Annotated in this window: 3 rRNA genes; all 3 read left to right on the top strand. The window is 57.8% G+C overall.

Annotated features, from left to right (window positions below):
• Positions 1-189 precede the first annotated feature (189 nt).
• Positions 190-1,704: ribosomal RNA gene (locus ACFYO8_RS29585) — 16S ribosomal RNA — on the top strand.
• A gap of 387 nt (positions 1,705-2,091) precedes the next feature.
• Positions 2,092-5,201 (top strand): 23S ribosomal RNA (locus tag ACFYO8_RS29580).
• Between the two features lie 74 nt (positions 5,202-5,275).
• Positions 5,276-5,392 (top strand): 5S ribosomal RNA (gene rrf, locus ACFYO8_RS29575).
• The 16S, 23S and 5S rRNA genes sit together here, the layout of an rRNA operon.
• Positions 5,393-5,396 lie beyond the last annotated feature (4 nt).

Here is a 5,396-nt window from a genome sequence, read left to right as displayed (position 1 = left end):
CGGGTGCTCCACGGTGGTGGGGTTTCTGGTTGGTGTGTGGTTGTTCTTTGAGAACTCAACAGGGTGCTTGTAAAGCCAGTGCCAATTGTTTTATACCCCGGACTGGTGGCTGTTCTTTTGAATGGTTGCTGGTTGGGATTCCTTTGGCAACACTTTTTGTTGCCAGGTTGATTGCTGTTCGACAAGTTTTTGTTGGAGAGTTTGATCCTGGCTCAGGACGAACGCTGGCGGCGTGCTTAACACATGCAAGTCGAGCGGAAAGGCCCTTCGGGGTACTCGAGCGGCGAACGGGTGAGTAACACGTGAGCAACCTGCCCCAGGCTTTGGGATAACCCCGGGAAACCGGGGCTAATACCGAATATTACCTTGCGCCGCATGGTGTTGGGTGGAAAGTTTTTCGGCTTGGGATGGGCTCGCGGCCTATCAGCTTGTTGGTGGGGTGATGGCCTACCAAGGCGACGACGGGTAGCCGGCCTGAGAGGGCGACCGGCCACACTGGGACTGAGACACGGCCCAGACTCCTACGGGAGGCAGCAGTGGGGAATATTGCACAATGGGCGGAAGCCTGATGCAGCGACGCCGCGTGAGGGATGACGGCCTTCGGGTTGTAAACCTCTTTCAGCAGGGACGAAGCGTAAGTGACGGTACCTGCAGAAGAAGCGCCGGCCAACTACGTGCCAGCAGCCGCGGTAAGACGTAGGGCGCGAGCGTTGTCCGGATTTATTGGGCGTAAAGAGCTCGTAGGCGGCTTGTCGCGTCGACTGTGAAAACCCGCAGCTCAACTGCGGGCCTGCAGTCGATACGGGCAGGCTAGAGTTCGGTAGGGGAGACTGGAATTCCTGGTGTAGCGGTGAAATGCGCAGATATCAGGAGGAACACCGGTGGCGAAGGCGGGTCTCTGGGCCGATACTGACGCTGAGGAGCGAAAGCGTGGGGAGCGAACAGGATTAGATACCCTGGTAGTCCACGCTGTAAACGTTGGGCGCTAGGTGTGGGGGGCCTCTCCGGTTCCCTGTGCCGCAGCTAACGCATTAAGCGCCCCGCCTGGGGAGTACGGCCGCAAGGCTAAAACTCAAAGGAATTGACGGGGGCCCGCACAAGCGGCGGAGCATGCGGATTAATTCGATGCAACGCGAAGAACCTTACCTGGGTTTGACATGGCCGCAAAACTGTCAGAGATGGCAGGTCCTTCGGGGGCGGTCACAGGTGGTGCATGGCTGTCGTCAGCTCGTGTCGTGAGATGTTGGGTTAAGTCCCGCAACGAGCGCAACCCTCGTTCGATGTTGCCAGCGCGTTATGGCGGGGACTCATCGAAGACTGCCGGGGTCAACTCGGAGGAAGGTGGGGATGACGTCAAGTCATCATGCCCCTTATGTCCAGGGCTTCACGCATGCTACAATGGCCGGTACAATGGGCTGCGATACCGTGAGGTGGAGCGAATCCCAAAAAGCCGGTCTCAGTTCGGATCGGGGTCTGCAACTCGACCCCGTGAAGTCGGAGTCGCTAGTAATCGCAGATCAGCAACGCTGCGGTGAATACGTTCCCGGGCCTTGTACACACCGCCCGTCACGTCACGAAAGTCGGCAACACCCGAAGCCGGTGGCCCAACCCTTGTGGAGGGAGCCGTCGAAGGTGGGGCTGGCGATTGGGACGAAGTCGTAACAAGGTAGCCGTACCGGAAGGTGCGGCTGGATCACCTCCTTTCTAAGGAGCACCATCCACCGAAAGGTGGTATGGAGCCCGCGCTGCCCGAATGTGGTGGTGGGGTGCTCAGATGGCGGAGACACTGGCAAGTCGGTCGTCGGCAACGGCCACGGATTCTCTAGTACAGCTGCTCTTCGGGGTGGTGGGAACGAGACTGTGGTGCGGCTGGGGACGGATGTAGGCACCCTGTTGGGTCCTGAAGGAACAACCCGTGTGGTTGTCTTTCAGAGCCTTGAGATGCCCCTGTGGATTGTGTTCCGGGGGCGGAAGGCGCCAGGCATGGCCTGGTCTCGCAAACCGTGATCCTTGTGGGTTGCAGGTGTGGGGCTTGTGGGTTGTGGGTTGGTTGTTTGTTGAGAATTGCACAGTGGACGCGAGCATCTTTGTGGTCAAGTTGTCAAGGGCGAACGGTGAATGCCTTGGCACCAGGAGCCGATGAAGGACGTGGGAGGCCGCGATAGGCCTGGGGGAGCTGTCAACCAAGCTGTGATCCCAGGGTGTCCGAATGGGGGAACCCGGCATCAGTCATGTGATGTCACCCGCACCTGAACACATAGGGTGTGTGGGGGGAACGCGGGGAAGTGAAACATCTCAGTACCCGTAGGAAGAGAAAACAAATAGTGATTCCGTGAGTAGTGGCGAGCGAAAGCGGATTGAGGCTAAACCGGCGGCGTGTGATACCTGTCAGGGGTTGCGTGGTCGGGGTTGTGGGACCCTGCTGAGTGTGCTGACACGCATTCGAGAAGTTACAAAGCCAGTGGTTAGTCGAACAGTCTGGAATGGCTGACCGTAGACGGTGATAGTCCGGTAGGTGAAAGCTGCTGGTCTTCTGTGGGTGTTCCCGAGTAGCGGCGGACTCCTGAAATCTGCCGTGAATCTGCCAGGACCACCTGGTAAGCCTAAATACTTCCTGGTGACCGATAGCGGACAAGTACCGTGAGGGAATGGTGAAAAGTACCCCGGGAGGGGAGTGAAATAGTACCTGAAACCGTTCGCCTACAATCCGTCGGAGCCTTGCGGGGTGACGGCGTGCCTTTTGAAGAATGAGCCTGCGAGTTAGTGGCATGTGGCGAGGTTAACCCGTGTGGGGGAGCCGTAGCGAAAGCGAGTCTGAATAGGGCGTTTTCAGTCGCATGCTCTAGACCCGAAGCGGAGTGATCTAGCCATGGGCAGGCTGAAGCGCGGGTAAGACCGCGTGGAGGGCCGAACCCACCAACGTTGAAAAGTTGGGGGATGACCTGTGGTTAGGGGTGAAAGGCCAATCAAACTCCGTGATAGCTGGTTCTCCCCGAAATGCATTTAGGTGCAGCGTCGCGTGTTTCTTGCCGGAGGTAGAGCACTGGATGGTCTAGGGGGCCCACAAGCTTACCGAAATCAGCCAAACTCCGAATGCCGGTAAGTGAGAGCGCGGCAGTGAGACTGCGGGGGATAAGCTTCGTAGTCGAGAGGGAAACAGCCCAGATCACCAGCTAAGGCCCCTAAGCGTGTGCTAAGTGGAAAAGGATGTGGGGTCGCATAGACAACCAGGAGGTTGGCTTAGAAGCAGCCACCCTTTAAAGAGTGCGTAATAGCTCACTGGTCAAGTGGTTCCGCGCCGACAATGTAGCGGGGCTCAAGCACACCGCCGAAGCTGTGGCATTCACGCAATAACTTCGTGTCTCCTTGATGGGGCATGCAGGTGTGTGGATGGGTAGGGGAGCGTCGTGCCGGGGGTGAAGCAGCGGGGTGACCCAGTTGTGGACGCGGCACGAGTGAGAATGCAGGCATGAGTAGCGAAAGAAGGGTGAGAAACCCTTCCGCCGGATGACCAAGGGTTCCAGGGCCAGGCTAATCCGCCCTGGGTGAGTCGGGACCTAAGGCGAGGCCGAGAGGCGTAGTCGATGGACAACGGGTTGATATTCCCGTACCCGCGAAAGAGCGTCCCTGACGAACCTCGTTGTGCTAACCACCCGAACTGCCGGCGGTCTTCGGACCTATGGTGGGGAGCGTGGGAACCTGGCGGGTAGTAGTCAAGCGATGGGGTGACGCAGGAAGGTAGCTGATCCCGGCCGGTGGTTGTGCCGGGGTAAGCGTGTAGGCCGTGCCGTAGGCAAATCCGCGGCGCATATAGGCTGAGACGTGATGCCGAGCCGATTCAGGTGAAGTCAGTGATCCTATGCTGCCGAGAAAAGCCTCTAGCGAGTTCTTAGCGGCCCGTACCCCAAACCGACACAGGTGGTCAGGTAGAGAATACCGAGGCGATCGGGCGAACTGTGGTTAAGGAACTCGGCAAATTGCCCCCGTAACTTAGGGAGAAGGGGGGCCGGAGACGTGAAGCCCCATGCGGGTGGAGCGTTGTATGGCCGCAGAGAGCAGGGGGAAGCGACTGTTTACTAAAAACACAGGTCCATGCGAAGAAGTAATTCGATGTATATGGACTGACGCCTGCCCGGTGCTGGAACGTTAAGGGGACCTGTTAGCTCTTCGGGGCGAAGCGGAGAACTTAAGCGCCAGTAAACGGCGGTGGTAACTATAACCATCCTAAGGTAGCGAAATTCCTTGTCGGGTAAGTTCCGACCTGCACGAATGGCGTAACGACTTCCCCACTGTCTCAACCACAGGCCCGGCGAAATTGCATTACGAGTAAAGATGCTCGTTACGCGCGGCAGGACGGAAAGACCCCGGGACCTTTACTATAGCTTGACATTGGTATCTGAATTAGCTTGTGTAGGATAGGTGGGAGCCGGTGAAGTCCATACGCCAGTATGGGTGGAGGCAATCTTGAAATACCACTCTGGTTGATTTGGGTATCTAACTTCGGACCGTTATCCGGTTCAGGGACAGTGTCTGGTGGGTAGTTTAACTGGGGCGGTTGCCTCCTAAAGGGTAACGGAGGCGCCCAAAGGTTCCCTCAGCCTGGTTGGCAATCAGGTGTTGAGTGCAAGTGCACAAGGGAGCTTGACTGTGAGACTGACAGGTCGAGCAGGGACGAAAGTCGGGACTAGTGATCCGGCACTGGCATGTGGAAGCGGTGTCGCTCAACGGATAAAAGGTACCCCGGGGATAACAGGCTGATCTTCCCCAAGAGTCCATATCGACGGGATGGTTTGGCACCTCGATGTCGGCTCGTCGCATCCTGGGGCTGTAGCAGGTCCCAAGGGTTGGGCTGTTCGCCCATTAAAGCGGTACGCGAGCTGGGTTTAGAACGTCGTGAGACAGTTCGGTCCCTATCCGCCGTGCGCGTAGGATACTTGAGAAGGGCTGTCCCTAGTACGAGAGGACCGGGACGGACGAACCTCTGGTGTGCCAGTTGTCCCGCCAGGGGCACGGCTGGTTAGCTACGTTCGGAAGGGATAACCGCTGAAAGCATCTAAGCGGGAAGCTCGCTTCAAGATGAGGTATCCCACCCACCTTGGTGGGGTAAGGCCCCCAGCTAGACGACTGGGTTGATAGGCCGGAAATGTAAGCCCGGTAACGGGTTCAGTTGACCGGTACTAATAGGCCGAGGACTTGACTACCAAGCTGCTACGCGTCCACTGTGCAACTCTGAACACACAACAACCCTGTTGGTTGGTTGATATGTTCATAGAGTTACGGCGGTCATGGCGGAGGGGAAACGCCCGGTAACATTCCGAACCCGGAAGCTAAGCCCTCCAGCGCCGATGGTACTGCACTCGGGAGGGTGTGGGAGAGTAGGACACCGCCGGACAAAC

It is taken from the genome of Micromonospora sp. NPDC005257, assembly GCF_042872445.1.
GTDB lineage: Bacteria > Actinomycetota > Actinomycetes > Mycobacteriales > Micromonosporaceae > Micromonospora.
This window is presented reverse-complemented; position numbering and strand designations above follow the sequence as displayed.